This is a genomic window from Streptomyces sp. NPDC001270, assembly GCF_042896695.1.
Classification (GTDB): domain Bacteria; phylum Actinomycetota; class Actinomycetes; order Streptomycetales; family Streptomycetaceae; genus Streptomyces.
The window spans coordinates 195,654-210,814 of record NZ_JBIAXM010000016.1 but is presented as its reverse complement, the minus strand read 5'-3'; the positions used below and the strand labels follow the sequence as shown (position 1 = coordinate 210,814).

Below are 15,161 nucleotides of genomic sequence, written 5' to 3'. Positions count from 1 at the left end.
AATTCGCCCCTGGATAGTTCCCCTCCTACAGCCAAAACCGAAAGTGAGTAATGCGCAGTGAACAAGCGTAGCCAGTTGAGGCTGCTGCCGGTGCTGACGGGAATCGCCACCGTCGCGTTGACCGGTTGTGGATCCGGTCTCGGCGGATGGATGAACGGAGGCCCGCACTTGGTCGTCGGCATGTCCGACGACGTCCTGGCCACCGACCCGGCTTCCGGATATGACCCGGGCTCGTGGTTGTTGTTCAACAATGTGTTCCAGTCGCTGCTCAGCTTTCCCAACGGTGCGACCGTCCCGGAGCCGGAGGCGGCCAAGGAGTGTTCCTTCATGGACTCGCGGACCACCGTCTACCAGTGCACTCTCAAAGACGACTTGAAGTTCAGCAATGGCGATCAGCTCACCGCGGAAGACGTCAAATTCTCCTTCGACCGGCTGCTTGCGATCGATGACGCGGCCGGCCCGGCGGTGATGTTCTCCACTCTCGGTACAGTCCAGACGCCGAACGACAAGACCGTGGTCTTCCATCTCAAGACCCCCGACGCGACCTTCCCGAGCAAGCTGGCCTCCGGCGCCGGATCCATCGTGGACCGTCACCAGTACAACGGGAACCAGCTGCGCAAGGACGACAGGGCGGTCGGCTCCGGGCCTTACAAGCTCGATTCCTTCGGCAAGGACGAGGCCGTGTTCTCGGTCAACGAGAACTACAAGGGAACCGCCAAGGTCAGGAACTCCGGTGTCACACTGAAATTCTTCCACGGCAACCGGAGCGCGCTGAAGCAGGCCGTGACCGACGGCGGGGTCGACATCGCCTACCGAGGCCTGAGCGTTCACGACATCGCCGACATCCAGCAGCACGGCCAGATGCAGGGCATCGACGTCGTCGAGGGCAGCAGCGCCGAGGTTCAGCACCTGGTCTTCAACATGGATGATCCGGTTGCCGGAAAACTCGGCGTACGCAAGGCGATCGCCTACCTGCTGAACCGGGAGGCCCTCATCAATCAAATCTACCAGGACACCGCGATCCCCCTTTACTCGATCATCCCGGCCGGAATCGTTGGTCACAACACCGCCTTCGCCGACACTTACGGGACCAGCCCGTCCAAGGCCAAGGCCGCTGCAGCGCTCAGTGCCGACGGCATCCGGGACAAGGTCAAACTGACGCTCTGGTCGACCCCGACCCGCTACGGCCCGGCCACCGACCAGGAACTCAAGGCGATCGCCGCCCAGCTCAACGCAAGCGGACTCTTCCAAGCCGATGTCCGGTCCGTTTCGTTCTCCCGGTACGAGAAGGACATAGCCGACGGGAAATACGGCGTCTACGTCAAGGGCTGGGTGCCCGACTACCCCGATGCCGACAACTTCACAGCCCCCCTCTTCGGCGACGGCAACGTCCTGAGCAACAACTACTCCAACCACGCCATCAACGACGAACTGCTTCCGGCCACCGCCGCACAGAGCGACCGCACGGCCACCGTCCAGGAATTCGGCAAAATTCAGAACCTGGTTGCCGAGCAGGTCCCCGTACTGCCCGTCTGGCAGGGCAAGCAGTACGCGGTCCTCCGCGACAATGTTCACGGCATCGAGTATTGCCTGGACCCCTCCACCGTGTTCCGCTTCTGGGAACTCAGCAAGTGAACCGCATCAGGCATGTTGAACTTTACTCAGGTTGAACTCGTGGAGTCCGGTGGCTCGTGACGGTTCTTGATCGTTGCGGTACGACGCCGTCATGCGATACGCGCATGGGGGCGGGCTGACGCCCAGGGAGCAGGAAAAGCGGGAGCGGGTTCGTCTTGAGGCGGCCGGGCGGTTCGCTCGGGGTGAGAAGACCGGGGCCGTCGCGAGGGAGTTTCGGGTGACGTCGGGATCGGTGCGGCATTGACGGCGGGAGGGGGAGGAGGGCGGTACGGACGCCCTGCGGTCGAAGTGGGCTGCCTCGGCGCAACGGCTGAGTCCCGGCCAGCGGGAGCGACTGGAGCGGGAGTTGAGGCGGGGTCCGCTCGCCTATAGCTGGGACGGCGGCGACGGCAGCACCAACTACATCCCCGTCGACGCGGCTGCTCGGGCCGCCGTCCAGGTCACGCTCACCGACACGGCAACCAGCGTCTACCATCTGACGAACGCCCACTCCACGCCATTGCGCGACACCTTCAGGGCGCTCACCCAAATCCTGGAGATCCCTGAGGCGGTCATCCACGACGGCGTGGAAGGGTTCACCGACGCGGACCACTTCCTGAATCACAAGATCGGTGTCTACCGCCCCTATCTGCGCTGTGCCAAGGAGTCCGAGCAGACCAATGTGGCGCGACTGATCGGGCCCGTCGATCTGCCCGCCGACGTCACCGTGCTGGCAGCGCACCTCGCCTGGTACGTGCAAGGTCCGGGTGGCGAGATCCTTGCCTCGCTCGGTGCCCTGCCGGCTTTCCTCATCCACCACCTCGTTGCCTGGTGGCCCGGCTGTCCCTCCCCTCGTAGCGTGAAGACCCTGCCCGCAGGCGAAGTTGGGAGTCATGGCGGAGAAGCGACGGACGTTCCATCCGGAGTTCCGTGAGGGGGCCGTACGGACCGCCACGGAGACCGGGAAGACGATCGCCGAGGTCGCCGAGGACCTGGGGAACAACGAGACAACCCCATACGTATTGCGACCCGCGGTCGCTGTGGTGAATGAGGCCGGAGTCCTTCTTGATCCTCCGTCTCCACAGTGCCGTCTCCAGTGCGTCCAGCGGGAGTTCGGTCCGCATGTGGTTCGCGACCTGCCAGCCGACGGTCATCCGGGAGTACACGTCCAGGACGAACGCCATGCCCAGCCGGACCAGGTACGGACATACGTCATGTCGGCGACCCGCAGTTGGTCGGGCCGGCTCGCGGCGAAGTCACGGTCGACCAGGTCTGGCGGACGGGGCGCCGACGGTTCGGGAACCGTGGCGCGCCGCCGCCGGCCACGGATGACGTGGCCCAGCCCGGCCATCAGGCGCTCGACGGTGCAGCGGGCCACCTCGTGGCCCTTGCACCGAAGCGCGCGGGTGATCCGACGGGCCCCATACGTGCCGCCCGAGGTGACGTGAGCCTCCTCGATCAGCGGCATCAGTACCTCATCACGGAGCCGGCGGGCCGACTTCGGCCGCCTCTTGCGGGCGAAGTACATCGACGGCGACAGGTCCAGAAACCGGCAGACTGGGGGTGCCCCCTCTGGGGGAGACCGACCCCGAGGCCCATGTCGCGCAGGTGGTCGATCACCTGCTCGGCCTCGTCCGGGGACGGCCGATCTCCTGGGCGAAAAACACCGAGGCGGCTTTGAGGATCTCGTTCGCCCGCCTCAACTCCGCTACCTCTTGGCGGAGTTGTCTGAGCCCGTCCTGCTCGGCGGTGGTCAGCCGGTCGTCACGCTCGCCGCGGCCGGCCCCGGCCTGGCGGACCCAGCCACGCAGGGCCTCCTTGCGGATGCCCAGGTCCTTCGCGACGTGCGCGATGGGGCGGCCGGTGGCGCGGACCTCACGGGTCGCGCGCTCGCGGAGCTCGTCGGGGTATTTGCGGGGTGCTGCCATGGTGCTGGTGGGTCTCCTTCGCCAGGACCGTAGCCCTGGCATCAGGAACTCCACAAATCTCAGTACAGCTCAGTGAGAGGTGCCGCGTTGGGCCCGCAGGGCCGTCGTCCGCCCGGACGGAAGAACCTGGCCGATCGGACCGGAAGCATGGCCGGTCGGCCGACGGCGAGCCGGAGAACGCGGGCTAGCGTTCCTTCTCAGCAGGTAACACCACGGAGAGGAAGACAGCCCGATGGATCAGCGAACGTCCGACCGCGACGCCGGCGTGACCACCGAGTTCGAGAGGGACGTCGTCAAGCTCTTGCTGGAGGCGATGCGCGCGGTGGACAAGCAAGAGCGCGAGGACGTCGGTACGGAAAGCGTGCTGTATGCGCTCGTGTCGGGTGATTCGGCCGCGGGTTCCGCGATCGCACCCGGGATGAGGGCCTCCGGCTCGCTCGCCGGTTCGATCGGGTGCCGGGGGACATCTGTGTGGGCCAGTGAGGACGCGGGTGACGGCACGGCGGGAAGCCCGGACGACGAGCAGGAGATCGACGCCTTCTTGCGGGAGGTCCGGCTGGAGGAGGCCAAGAGGCTGCGTTGGAAGAATCGGAAGCAGAAGGAGGAACAGGGGCAGGGGCAGGGGCAGGAAAGCCTTGAACTCCCGCCGGTGACCGGTGCGTTGCGGACCTGTCTGCGCAAGGCCCTGGAGGCCGCACGGGAGGAGGGCACCGTTTCCGTGCGCGTCCGGCATGTGGCGCGCGCACTGGTCGGGCTGCCCGGTACGCGTGCCCGCGAGGCCATGGTGCTGGAGAAGGTGGACGTCCCGGCTGCCTCGATGGCGCTCGAAGCGTTGCGGGGGAGCGACGAAGTACCGGAGCCCGGCTCGGTGTTGATCCTGCGCAAGGCGGGGACGTTCGGGAAGAGCGGTAATCCGCTGACCCGGAAGTTCACCGCCTGGATACTCGGGGGCGGCGCCGGGTTCGGTTCCGCAGTCGTGGGTGCGGTGCGCACGGAGGCACCACGAGGGGCGGTGCGGCGCGGGGCGCCGGAGGTGGAACCCGTCGATGTGCTGCTGGGTATCCTGGCGCTGGACCGGTCGTTGACCGTCGCGGGGCGTGAGCTGCCCGAGAAGCTGACGGGAGCGAACCAGGGGGCCGCACTCCTGCGCCGGCACGGCGTACGGCAGGACGCTGTCACCCGGGTGCTGCTTCCCGCCACCGGGGTCACGCAGGAGGAGCCCCGGGAGGTCCGCGGCCACGCCGACTTCGAACAGCGGCTCCTGCACGTCACCCAGTTCACCGCCTCCGCTCAGGGCTCGCCCACGGTCGGCACGACCCACCTGCTGGCCGCGCTGCTGGACAAGGGGACGGACGCGGAGTCCGCGGCGGAGATCGAGCGTGTGCTGACCGAGAGCGGGGCGGACGTCGCCGGGCTGCGGGCGGAGCCGGAGCTCCGGGTCCCGGGCGGAGCGGCACAGGCGTCCTGACGCATCCGCACCTGCATCCGCAGTGGTCCGCCAACGCGTACGACGAGAACAGCCGTTGAGAACGGCGTCCAGAGGGAGGAAACATGAGTCCGGCAGTGCGACCGTGCAGACGGGCGCGCCGCGAGGCCGCCGCGATCCGGGAGGCGGTGCGCGCCGCGCCCCGGCGGACGGTCGTGGCCGAGTCCGTACTCGCCGGCCTGGTCCTGCTGTGCTCGCTGGCGCCGGTTCCGCTGATTCCGCCGGCCCACCCGGTAGCGGTGGCCCTCCTGGCGGTGTGGGCGGCACTGCTCGTGCCCGCGCGGCGGATGTACCCGGCCCTCACGGTGCTGGGCTGCGTGCCGGTGATCGCCGGGAACAACGTGTGGGCGATGGTGGTGGTGCCGTGCGTCGTGTGGTCCGCCGTGCGCCGCATCACCCCCGTACGGCGCGCCTGGGGAGTGATCGGGGCGAGCAGTGCCGGCGCCGTGCTCATGTCGATCGCCGCCCAATCCCTCAGCGGACTCCCGGCGATGCCATACCTGGTCGCCGGCGCCGGCGTGGCTGCGCTGTTCATCCTGCTGCCTGCGCTGTCCGGCATAGTGATGGGGCGTCGCCGCCCGCTGACGGGGCTGCTGCGGGAACGCAACGCCTACCTCGAACAGACCCGCTTCCTCATCGACGAGGCGGCCCGCATGGAGGAACGGGCGCGCATCGCCGCCGAGATGCACGATCTGCTCGGCCACCGCATCGGCCTCATCTCGGTGCACGCCGGAGCCCTCCAGCTCGCCGCCGAACGGCAGGCGCCCCCGCTGGCCTCCCAGGCCGAACTTCTGCACACCACCGCCGGAACGGCCATGGACGAGCTGCGCGGCATCCTCGGCGTCCTCCGTCACCAGTCCGGCGAGGACAGCGGTGAGCGGGGGACCCGAGAAGATCTCTCGGCTCTGGTCGCGGATTCCCGGAACGCGGGGGCCGACGCCGAACTGCACTGGAACGCGACCGGGCCGACGGACGCGGACGCCCGCACCCGGCAGGCCGTCCACCGTGTGACCCGCGAAGGACTCACCAACGCGCTCAAGCACGCGTCCGGCGCGCCGGTCCGTGTGACGTTCCAGGACGAAGGGGACACAGTAGTGGTCGCCGTCGTCAACGATGCCCCGCCGGTGCCCTGTTCGCCCGGGGACGGGAACCGCAGTGGACTCGTCGGCCTCCAGGAGAGGATCAGCCTGCTCGGGGGCGCCCTTCACGCCGGACCGCGCCCGGAGGGCGGCTTCGTCCTCTCCGCCCGCATACCCGTCCGGCCCGACGCGCCGCCCGTGTACGCCACTTCGCGCGGGCCGGTGTCCGGCGGGGCGGGCTCCCGGCCCCCGCTGTCCACGGAGGTCCTCACCTGGCCCCGCCTCCTGGGAGGCGGCTGCGCGGCTCTGCTGGTGCTGCTGCCGACGATCGGCGGCACCATCGCCCTGCTGATCATGGCGGTTCTACACTGAGCCGATGATCCGAGTCCTGATCGCCGACAACGAGGCGCTGTTGCGCGCCGGGGTCCGCCTGATCCTGGAGAACGACGACGAGGTCCGCATCGTGGCCGAGGCAGAGAACGCCCATGAGGCCGTCGAAGCCTGCCGGGCCCACCCCGTCGACGTCGCCCTCCTCGACATCCGCATGCCCGGGGACGGCATCACCGCCGTCGCCGGGATCGCCCGGCACTCGCCCCGCACCCGAGCGGTGATGCTGACGGCCTTCGGCGAGGAAGCGACCGTCACCAGTGCCCTGCGCGCCGGAGCCCACGGCTACCTCCTCAAGGACACCGGCCCCCGCGGCCTCATCGACGCCGTACGCCGCGCCGCAGCCGGAGAACCTGTCCTCGCCCCGCAGGTCACCCGCCAACTCGTCGACTTCCGGAACAGGCTGGGCCACGGCAGCGACGTCGCATCACGTCGGATCGCGGACCTGACACCGGCTGAACGGAACGTCCTCCGGCTCCTGGGCACTGGCCTCTCCAACGCCGAGATCGCCGCACAGCTCCACCTGAGCTCCGGCACGGTCAAGGCCCACATCAGCAGCATCCTCACCCGCACCGACTGCACCAACCGGGTCCAGGCGGCGGTGCTGGCGCAGGAGGCGGGGCTGCTCGACTGACGCCCGGCAGGCCGCACAGTCGCACACCCCAGGTCGAGACCGGGATCAGCACTACGACGGGCGTTGTCAGGTTGAGTGAGTACTTGGGGATGCGCGCGGTTTCGGGACGGGCCTGGCCGTGATGGTGACAGTGGGTCAGGCCGCGGCGGGTCGGCCTGTGGTTCCGGTGATCTGGTCCCAGATGGCGAAGCGGATGATCATTTCGGTGCGGTAGTCGGGTGCGGTCATGAGATGGCGCCGGAGCCGGAAGTGGGGTGAGATGCCGCTGAACGCAGCCAGGAACCGCTGGGCTCCCGCGACGCTGCGGAAGCCCTTCATCGCCCGTTCACGCTCACGGGTCGGTTGATGGCTGTTCTCGGCCCGGTTGTTGAGGCCCTTGTGCGAGCGGTGCTCCACCGAGGGCATCTCGTGGCGGTGGGCGGCGCCGTAGGAGCGGAGCTTGTCGGTGACGATCACCCGGGGCACCGACCGGGTCTTCTTCATCAGCTTCCGGAGGAAGCGCCTGGCAGCAGCCTCGTCGCGGCGATTCTGCAGCAGGATGTCGAGGACGTTCCCGTCCTGGTCCACGGCCCGCCACAGGTACCGCTGCCGGCCCTGGATCCTGACGAAGACCTCGTCCAGGTGCCACTTGTCGCCCGGCTTCGGGCGACACTGGCGCAGCGCGTTGGCGTAGACGGGACCGAACCGGCGCGTCCACTGGTGGATCGTCTCGTGGGAGATCTCGATGCCGCGCTCCAGCATCAGCTCCTCGACGTCGCGCAGGCTCAGGGCGAAGCGGTGGTACAGCCACACGCGCAGTGCGCGATGACCTCCCGCGGGAAGCGGAAACCCCGGTACGACGGCGCGTCCACGAGCAGCCCCTCCAGGCGATCCGACCGGACGGATGATCATGTCACCGGAGAAGGGCCCCGCTCAACCTGACAACACCCCTGCGACTGACGGGCAAGGGCGGGTTGTTGCAGATGCTGACCAAGCGGGTACTGGAGTCCGCCCTGGAGGGTGAGATCACCGATCACGTCGGCTGCGGAAAGCACGACCCGGCCGGGAAGAACAGCGGCAACGGCCGCAACGGCACGCGGGCCAAGACCGTGCTGACCGATGTCGGGCCGGTCGAGGTGAAGGTGCCGCGTGACCGCGCCGGCAGCTTCGAGCCGCAGATCGTCAAGAAGCGGCAGCGGCGACTGGCCGGGGTGGACGAGATGGTCCTGTCACTGTCCGCGAAGGGACTTGCGCACGGGGAGATCTCTGCTCATCTCGCCGAGGTGTACGGCGCCGAGGTGTCCAAGCAGACCATCTCCGCCATCACCGACAGTGATAGTGATATGCAGGTTCCCGGTGGTCGTGGCTCGATCACTGACTGACGTCCTGCTGGGCTGTCTTCGCCTTGGTCTGTCCGGCCACCGAGACCCGTTCCCGAGGCCCCGGCCGGGTGGATCACCACCTCATAGTGTCCTGCGCCGGAGATCCGTCTTTTTTGCGCCAGCCCCCTCACCAGCACAAACCCAGAGGAGTCCGGGGAACTCCGGGGCAGGGACGGCGGCCAGTGGTGTCGCTGTTGTCAGTCGGGCAGCAGGTGCGACACGAGAGTCCGTGTCCATTCGGAGGTGAGGGGCTCGTCAGTGAAGACGGCGCGGTAGTAGAGAGGGGCCAGCACGGCATCCGTGGTCCGTTCCAGGGTCGGGCGCTGATGGCCTCGCGCCTGTTCCCGTTCGAGGATGGCTTCGAGCTGTCGCTGGCGCTCACCGCGACAGGCGGCGGCGCCTTGTTCTCCACCTATGCCGATGGTGGCTCGTACCAGAGCGAGGGTGTCCGGGTCGCAGAGGTCCTTGGCGAGGTCGGACGCATACCGCTCCAGGTCGCCGCGGAGGCTTCCTGTGTCCGGTACCACGATGTCGCCGGAGAAGCGGCTCGTCGCGACGTCGGCGAGCAGTTCGCCGACGGAGCCCCAGCGGCGATAGACCGTGGTGGCGTGCACGCCGGCGCGGGCAGCCACGACGGGGATCGTCAGTTCGCCCACCTCGTCGCCGAGTAGCTCCTTGACGGCCTGATGCACGGCCGCCCGGACTCGAGCGGAGCGGCCGCCAGGCCGGCTTTCGGTGCGGCGGGGGGATGTCGTAGCAGGCATGTGACCAGTATTGCATTGATCACTGCTTTTTTGGCGCAGCGATCACTGCGTTTGTGTTACGCTCAAGCCGCTAACGCAACGATCACTGCGAGGTTTGCGCCTCAGGAAGCGAGTCCTACTGTGCCCAGTCCAGCATTCGCGAACCCCGAGATGAGGCCCCTGCAACTACGGGACGTCACGGTTGCTAACCGTGTGTGGATGTCTCCGATGGCTCAGTATTCTGCCGCTGCGGACGGTAAGCCGACCGACTGGCACCTCGTGCACTACGGGGCGCGAGCAGTCGGCGGAGCAGGGCTGATCATGATCGAGGCCACAGCCGTCGGGCCATCCCACCGATGCACCGCTGCCGACCTCGGGCTCTGGAATGAAGAGCAGGCCGCCGCTCACCGGCGCCTGACCTCATTCCTCTCCGAGCAGGGTGCAGTGCCTGCCATTCAACTCCAGGCCGCGGGCCGGAAGGGGTCGCACAAGCTTCCCTGGGACGGGCTGGGCCAGAACGACCCTGTGCACGTGGGTGATGGCGGTTGGGACACGATCGCGCCGTCGGCAGTCCCTTTCGGTGACCTGAGCCTTCCGCAGGAAGCGAGCCACGCTGACATCGACCGGATTGTCGCGGACTTCGCCCACTCGGCCAAGATGGCGCACCATGCGGGGTACCAGGTGGTCGAAATTCAGGCGTCTCACGGATACATCCTCCACGCGTTCCTCTCCCCGTTGTCGAATCACCGGACGGACGAGTACGGCGGAACCCTGCAGAACCGAATGCGTTTTCCTCTGCGCGTGGCCCGGGCCGTTCGACAGGCGTTCCCGGCGGAGAAGCCGGTCTTCGTCCGTATCACAGCCACGGACTGGGTCGAAGGTGGCATCTCTATTGACGAGGCGGCAGTTTTCGCCAAGGAACTGGCCGTCGTCGGTATCGACCTCCTTGATGTCACCTCCGGTGTGCTGCTGCAGGACGTGCAGGCCCGCCCGCCGGCTCGCGAAGGAGTTCACATCGAGTTCGCGGACACGCTCAAGAAGGCGTCGGGCCTCCCCGTCGCTCCTGTTGGGCAGATCGCCGATATGTCGCTGGCAGGCGAAGTCGTAGCGAGTGGCCAAGCGGACGCAGTGCTGATGGGGAGGGCACTGCTGCGCGATCCGTACCTCGTCCTCTACCACCGCCGCGACGACCCGTCGTCCTGGCCGAATCAGTACTACCGGGCCCTGTGAGAGCAGAGTCGTAGACGGAAAGGAGCAGGGAAAATCCGATGACATTCACACATCGCGCTGCCGGGGGCCCTAGGGCCGGGAGGTCGGACGGTACGAAGACCAAGCACACATCCGTCGGCGCTTCGCACCGCAGGCCGGGCAAGGGCGCCTTTGTAGCCGTAGCCACAGTTTTTATCCTCTTTCTGGCTGCTTCCAGCGCGCCGTCCCCGCTCTATGTGATCTACCAGGAGCAGTGGCATTTCGCAGCGTGGGCACTGACCGTCGTCTTCGCTCTCTATGTCTTCGGCCTGCTCGCCTCGCTGCTGACCGTAGGAGGGCTGTCGGATCATCTCGGTCGTCGGCCGGTCCTTGCTGCCGCGATCGCACTGGAAGTGGTCGCGCTAGTCCTCTTTCTGGTCGCAGGGAACGTGTATGTCCTGTCCGCCGCCCGCGTGTTGCAGGGCATAGCGACCGGGGCCGCGACAACGACTCTGAGCGCCATGCTCGTCGACCTCGAGCCTGTGCGCGGGCGGGCCGGGGTCGTCACCTCCATCGCGCCCCTGAGCGGACTCGCAGCCGGTGCTCTGGGCAGTGGCATGCTCGTGGAGCTCGCCCCGTCACCGACCCGGCTGGTCTACGCACTGCTGCTCGCCGGAATGGCAGCAGCGGCGGTGGTAGTCGCGCGGACCCCCGAGACCTCGCCGCGCCGCCCGGGTGCCGTTGCCTCCTTGCGCCCGCGGGTCGCGATGCCCGCCCATCTGCGCGCAGACCTTGTGCCGCTTGTACCTGCGGGAATTGCCGCTTGGGCTCTCGCCGGCATGTACCTCTCCCTCGGCCCATCCGTCGCAGCCCAGTTGCTGGGGCTGCACAGCCACCTGATCGGCGGCGTCGTCGTGACGCTCCTGGCGGGCACCGGAGCGGTCTCCATAACCCTGCTCCGCTCCAGGCCGGCTTCAACATTGTTGGCCCCATCGGCCGCACTGCTCGGGATCGGCACGCTGATATCGCTCGCCGGGGTGGCGCAGGACCTCGCCTGGCTTGCCGCCGTCGGCACCGTCATCTCCGGTATCGGCTTCGGCGCCTCAGTACTAGCCACCTTCGGGACCTTGGCACGCGTTGCCAAGCCACATGAGCGCGGCGCAGTGTTCGCCTTGGCGAACGTCATTAACTACCTGGGAAACAGCGTTCCCGCCGTACTCGGAGGAATCGCCGTTACCAACATCGGACTGAGGACGGCAGCGGAGATCTATGCGCTCGTCATCGTGGTGATCACTTTCTCCGCCCTGGCACTGCGTCTGAACCAGGTACGCGTAGAGCGCCACTCAGCTACAACCGCAGAGATCACCCCATGCAGTTGAGCTGCCTAGCAACACCCACACGCCGGCCAACACAGCTTTTCACCACCTTCGACAAGGAGAGATCATGACGACCAAGGCAAAGAAGCACCTCGAGGTTCAGCGGGAAGACCACACGACCATCAGGTACACGGTCAGTGGCCCCGCCTCGGGAACGACGCTGGCTCTCATCCATGGATGGGGCCTAAATCGGACTGACTTCGACGCGATCACTGATCACCTGCCTGACAACGTTCGAGTCATCGCCGTTGACCTCGCTGAGCACGGCGAGTCGCGATCGACGCGGAACGTCTGGACGATCGAAGAATTCGCTCACGACGTGGCCGCCGTGCTGCAAGCCGAAGCGGTGGACACGGCGGTCGTGGCCGGGCACTCCCTCGGCGGGGCAGTTGCCGTCGAAGCCGGCCGACAACTCCCGGACACGGTCTCGCGCATCGTCGCCCTCGACGCGCTGCACTACCTGGGCCTGTTCCCGGCGCAGAGCGAGGAACAGGCCGAGGCGACGAAGCACATGTTCCGCGAGGACTTCGCCGGAGCGGTGCGGGGCCTGGTCGAGGGAGGTTCACCGGCCGGGACCGACGAAGCCCTCAAGGCCACCTACTTCGAAAAGATGGTCGCTGTACGGCAGCCCGCCGGCCTGCATGCCATCGAAGGTCTGGTGGACTGGGACATGGACGCAGCTCTGCGTGAGATGAAGCAGCCGATCACCGTCTTCGCGATACGAGAACTGACAGATCAGGAAGCGATCGACCGCTACGGGGACCGCCTCGACATCACCCTTGTTGACCTGGGCAGCCACCACTTCCAGGTGGAGTCGCCCGAAGGCACGGCAAAACTCCTGGCAGATGTGGTGGGATCCAAGTAAGAAGCCGTATCTCAACCGATCATGGAACGTGCGGGTCGAACAGGTTTCCCGCCGGAGTGATCTTCCCGTTGTGCGCGCATGAAGGCAGGGCCTCTCGGTAGCTCGGGGATGCGAATCTCACCAAGCAATGCCGGGAGGCCCTGGTGTCGTTGTTGTACGCGTCGGAGCCCGTACAGTTCAACTCAGCCGCACCATCGTGTGATTGCCTCGCGCACGTGTGCGGCAACGCGGCCGGTCAGCCGGACCGGGTGCGCCGGTATCCGTCGGACATGACGGACGCGGAGTGGGCGGTCGTCCGGGCGTTGCTGCCGGTGCCGCCTGGCTGAAGGGCCGGGGCGGGCAGCCCGAGGGCTACTGCCACCGCCAACTGCTGGACGCGATCCGCTACCTGGTCGCGGGCGGGATCTCCTGGCGGGCGATGCCCGCGGACTTCCCCGCGTGGAGCCGCGTCTACGCCTTCTTCCGCCGTCGGCGCGAGCACGGGCTGATCGCCGAGTTCCACGACCGGCTGCACGGGAGGGTCCGTGAGCGCGAGGGCCGTGAGGCCGAGCCCACGGCCGGGACCATCGACGCGCAGTCGGTGCGGGCCGCCTCACGCGGCTACGACGGCGGGAAGAAGGTGCCGGGCCGCAAACGGCACATCGTGACCGACACGCTCGGTCTGCTCCTGGTCGTCGCGGTCACCGCCGCGACGACCATCGGCGACCGCGACGCCGCGACGGGCCTGCTGACCCGGCCGCGCCGCCTGCACCGTGACATCACCCTCGTCCGGGCCGACGGCGGCTACACCGGCTCCCTCGTCAACCGGGCAGGGGAGAACTCGCGCTGACCTTGGAGATCGTCAAACGCACCGACGACATGACCGGGTTCATGGTGCTGCCCAGGCGCTGGGTGCCGAGCGCACGTTCGCGTGGCTGATGCATGCGCGCCGGCCGGCCCGGGACTACGAGACGTTGCCCGCCACCAACGAGGCGATGATCCGGTGGTCGATGGTCACGCGGATGAGCCGGCGTCTGGCACGGCCACGGGCCGCCGGCCGGCGCTGAAAGCCCCCGACGCGTCCAAGAGGAGCCACCCGTGCTCCGCCAGGCGCCGAGCCTTCGAGCGCACTCCCTGGACCTTCGCCGACGATGTCTCCAAGCCCAGCCGAGCCGTGATCTCCCTGGCCTTCAGCGGCCCTTGTCCCGCGGGCTGCCGCTCGTCATAGCTCTGACCCGAGAACAGACACATCGCCAACACGAAGCAGACCACCAGCCGGGCCGGCCGCAGCTGGTTCCGCTGCTGCACCCGGCCCGTCTCCGCCAGCACCTCATCCACCAGCGGCTGAGGAAACACCTGTGTCAGCACGCCGACCGCGACCCGATCCGACAGTCGCTCAGCTGATGACTTCAGTTGACCCACTCTGGCCACACCACCAACGACGACCAGATTGCCCCTAGTTACCGGTATTGAGGCTGGGTCACGTCGACGACCAGTTTGCCGGGGTGTCGACTGTGTGTGAAGGTTTGCACGAACGTCCTCGGGAGGTGCTCGAAGCCTGGGACTACGGTCTGCAGGGGGTCGATCTCCTTGTCCCGGATCAGGGCGGCAAGATGTTCCTCGGCCTCGTGGGCGCGGTTCATGTGGTCGAGCACGATGAACCCCTGCGTCGTAACGCGCTTGGTGAGCAGCATCCCGAAGTTCGACGGCCCGGGTGGCCGGTGGGGCAGGTTGTAGCCGTCGATGAGGCCGCAGAGGGCGATGCGCGCGTGGTCGTTCAGGAGCGCGATGGTCGCGTCGAACACGGGGCCCCCGGCGTTCTCGAAGACACGGTCGATGCCGTCGGGCGCCGCCGCGGCCAGGTGGTCGCGCCAGTCGTAGGCACGCCGGTCGACGGCCGCGTCCAGACCCAGGCGAGTGGCGAGCAGGTCGCACTTCTCGGCGCCGCCCGCCGTGCCGATGACGCGGGCGCCGGCCCGCTTGGCGAGCTGAGCGGCGAGGGAGCCGACCGCTCCGCCCGCCGCGGAGACCAAGACGGTGTCGCCCGCCGACGGCCGCAGAATGTCGTACACGCCGAGCCATGCCGTGAGGCCGGTCATGCCCAGGGCGCCCAGCCAGGTTTCGAGGGGGACCCCGGGCTTCGGCGTGATCCTGTCCCATTCCGCTCCGGGCGACGGTACGACATGCCGTTCCTGCCATCCGGTGAATCCGCGGACGATGTCCCCGACGCGGAAGGCCGGGTTCCTCGACTCGGTGACCCGAGCGAGGCCGAGCGACCGGACCGGTTCACCGATGGCGACCGGCGGCAGGTAGCTGGGCCGGTCGTCGAGCCAGCCGCGGATCGCGGGGTCCAGGGAGATGAAGAGGGTCTCCAGCAGGACGCCGCCGTCGGGCACCGCTCCGACGTCGGCCCGCACGAGCGCGAAGTCTTCTTCGCGGACCTGCCCATGCGGCCGCCGGGCGAGGACGAACCGGCGTGAGGTGGATACGGGGTGTGTCATGGGATCTCCTTTCCGGCGGC

The 15,161-nt window shown here is 67.8% G+C and carries 14 protein-coding genes and 3 pseudogenes; 10 read left to right on the top strand and 7 right to left on the bottom strand.

Going from position 1 to position 15,161, the window contains the following annotated elements; genetic code table 11:
• The first annotated feature begins 57 nt into the window (after positions 1 to 57).
• Positions 58 to 1,635, top strand: a complete 1,578-nt coding sequence (locus tag ACFY2B_RS26765; protein WP_390765610.1) for an ABC transporter substrate-binding protein — start codon at positions 58 to 60, stop codon at positions 1,633 to 1,635.
• 346 nt (positions 1,636 to 1,981) lie between these two features.
• Positions 1,982 to 2,548 (top strand): hypothetical protein, encoded by a 567-nt coding sequence (locus ACFY2B_RS26760; RefSeq protein ID WP_390765636.1) that lies wholly within the window; start codon positions 1,982 to 1,984, stop codon positions 2,546 to 2,548.
• Between the two features lie 142 nt (positions 2,549 to 2,690).
• Here the strand turns inward: ACFY2B_RS26760 and ACFY2B_RS26755 are convergent.
• The 3 genes and pseudogenes from ACFY2B_RS26755 to ACFY2B_RS26745 form a co-directional block, all read right to left on the bottom strand.
• Positions 2,691 to 2,768 (bottom strand): annotated as a pseudogene (locus ACFY2B_RS26755) (hypothetical protein); the annotation flags it as partial.
• A complete protein-coding gene (locus ACFY2B_RS26750; protein ID WP_390765609.1) occupies positions 2,765 to 3,142 on the bottom strand; it encodes an IS3 family transposase in 378 nt (125 codons plus the stop codon). The pseudogene ACFY2B_RS26755 and the gene ACFY2B_RS26750, both read right to left, overlap by 4 nt.
• A gap of 88 nt (positions 3,143 to 3,230) precedes the next feature.
• Complete coding sequence (locus ACFY2B_RS26745; RefSeq protein WP_390765608.1) at positions 3,231 to 3,542, bottom strand: transposase; 312 nt, start codon at positions 3,540 to 3,542, stop codon at positions 3,231 to 3,233.
• A gap of 232 nt (positions 3,543 to 3,774) precedes the next feature.
• On the opposite strand from ACFY2B_RS26745, the gene ACFY2B_RS26740 reads away from it, so the two are divergent.
• The 3 genes from ACFY2B_RS26740 to ACFY2B_RS26730 all read left to right on the top strand — a co-directional run bounded on the left by ACFY2B_RS26740 (position 3,775) and on the right by ACFY2B_RS26730 (position 7,128).
• The gene (locus ACFY2B_RS26740; protein ID WP_390765607.1) at positions 3,775 to 5,010 is read left to right on the top strand and encodes a hypothetical protein; all 1,236 of its coding nucleotides are present in this window, start codon (positions 3,775 to 3,777) and stop codon (positions 5,008 to 5,010) included.
• An 83-nt stretch (positions 5,011 to 5,093) separates the two neighbouring features.
• On the top strand, positions 5,094 to 6,479 hold the full coding sequence (locus tag ACFY2B_RS26735) for a histidine kinase (protein ID WP_390765606.1): 1,386 nt from the start codon (positions 5,094 to 5,096) through the stop codon (positions 6,477 to 6,479).
• A 4-nt stretch (positions 6,480 to 6,483) separates the two neighbouring features.
• A complete protein-coding gene (locus ACFY2B_RS26730) occupies positions 6,484 to 7,128 on the top strand; it encodes a response regulator (RefSeq protein ID WP_390765605.1) in 645 nt (214 codons plus the stop codon).
• Between the two features lie 135 nt (positions 7,129 to 7,263).
• On the opposite strand, the pseudogene ACFY2B_RS26725 reads toward ACFY2B_RS26730, so the two are convergent.
• A pseudogene (locus ACFY2B_RS26725) lies at positions 7,264 to 7,979 on the bottom strand (IS6 family transposase).
• Between the two features lie 78 nt (positions 7,980 to 8,057).
• Here ACFY2B_RS26725 and ACFY2B_RS26720 point away from each other — a divergent pair.
• Positions 8,058 to 8,438 (top strand): annotated as a pseudogene (locus tag ACFY2B_RS26720) (transposase); the annotation flags it as partial.
• A gap of 248 nt (positions 8,439 to 8,686) precedes the next feature.
• On the opposite strand, the gene ACFY2B_RS26715 reads toward ACFY2B_RS26720, so the two are convergent.
• Positions 8,687 to 9,181: a TetR-like C-terminal domain-containing protein gene (locus tag ACFY2B_RS26715; protein ID WP_390765604.1), complete on the bottom strand. Its 495-nt coding sequence runs from the start codon at positions 9,179 to 9,181 to the stop codon at positions 8,687 to 8,689.
• A 222-nt stretch (positions 9,182 to 9,403) separates the two neighbouring features.
• On the opposite strand from ACFY2B_RS26715, the gene ACFY2B_RS26710 reads away from it, so the two are divergent.
• From ACFY2B_RS26710 to ACFY2B_RS26695, 4 genes are all read left to right on the top strand, one after another.
• Entirely contained in the window at positions 9,404 to 10,462 is a 1,059-nt protein-coding gene (locus ACFY2B_RS26710) for an NADH:flavin oxidoreductase/NADH oxidase (protein WP_390765603.1), read from the top strand.
• Positions 10,463 to 10,500: 38 nt separating this feature from the next.
• Positions 10,501 to 11,799, top strand: a complete 1,299-nt coding sequence (locus ACFY2B_RS26705) for an MFS transporter (protein ID WP_390765602.1) — start codon at positions 10,501 to 10,503, stop codon at positions 11,797 to 11,799.
• A 64-nt stretch (positions 11,800 to 11,863) separates the two neighbouring features.
• Positions 11,864 to 12,661 (top strand): alpha/beta fold hydrolase, encoded by a 798-nt coding sequence (locus tag ACFY2B_RS26700; protein WP_390765601.1) that lies wholly within the window; start codon positions 11,864 to 11,866, stop codon positions 12,659 to 12,661.
• Between the two features lie 283 nt (positions 12,662 to 12,944).
• Positions 12,945 to 13,490, top strand: a complete 546-nt coding sequence (locus ACFY2B_RS26695; RefSeq protein WP_390765600.1) for a transposase — start codon at positions 12,945 to 12,947, stop codon at positions 13,488 to 13,490.
• Positions 13,491 to 13,654: 164 nt separating this feature from the next.
• Here ACFY2B_RS26695 and ACFY2B_RS26690 read toward each other — a convergent pair whose 3' ends face one another.
• Both ACFY2B_RS26690 and ACFY2B_RS26685 read right to left on the bottom strand, forming a co-directional pair.
• Positions 13,655 to 14,062 carry a transposase domain-containing protein gene (locus ACFY2B_RS26690; RefSeq protein ID WP_390765599.1) on the bottom strand — a complete coding sequence of 136 codons (408 nt, stop codon included), beginning with the start codon at positions 14,060 to 14,062 and terminating at the stop codon, positions 13,655 to 13,657.
• Between the two features lie 38 nt (positions 14,063 to 14,100).
• Positions 14,101 to 15,141 carry an NADP-dependent oxidoreductase gene (locus ACFY2B_RS26685; RefSeq protein WP_390765598.1) on the bottom strand — a complete coding sequence of 347 codons (1,041 nt, stop codon included), beginning with the start codon at positions 15,139 to 15,141 and terminating at the stop codon, positions 14,101 to 14,103.
• Positions 15,142 to 15,161: the final 20 nt, after the last annotated feature.